Source organism: Vibrio sp. 03_296 (genome assembly GCF_002265885.1).
The window spans coordinates 1-452 of the sequence record NZ_NPKW01000875.1; the positions used below are offsets into that span (position 1 = coordinate 1).

Annotated in this window: 1 protein-coding gene; it reads right to left on the bottom strand. The window is 39.4% G+C overall.

Annotated elements, in window-relative coordinates; all coding sequences use genetic code 11:
* Positions 1-114 (bottom strand): NAD-binding protein (locus tag CIK04_RS28540; protein ID WP_142995035.1); only part of this gene is annotated, 114 nt, incomplete at its 3' end.
* Positions 115-452 lie beyond the last annotated feature (338 nt).

A 452-nucleotide genomic window follows, 5' to 3' on the forward strand; every position in this document is an offset into this window, starting at 1 on the left:
CAACGTGACTTTATAGCCGAGTTCAGAAAAGTGTATTGCCGCTGTAGCACCCGCTACACCACCACCGACGACTGCGATATGGGTATCGCAATTTGGCGTATTTAACTTATTCATTTATAAACTATCACTATGAATTCTGACGTCAGATTCTACCCCTGTTCGAGCGTGAATAAAATCACAAATTCCCTGAGGTTACTGGCGCTTGACGCTTTTTTGTTCGCTTTATTTTTTAGCGAAGAAGACAAAAGATTTTTCGCAAAAAAGCTTGACGAGATTATGTTGATTCTTAAATAAATTTGATTTGTGAATAACCCCTCTTCGCTAACTCAGATGTCTCAACGACTCGGCAAAGATTGCACTATTTTGGGCATTCACTTATCCCAAAAGTTATCCACTGATTTTGTGGATAACTGGGATAAGTGAAGTGTGCAATTAGGCGTAACTGTTGTTAA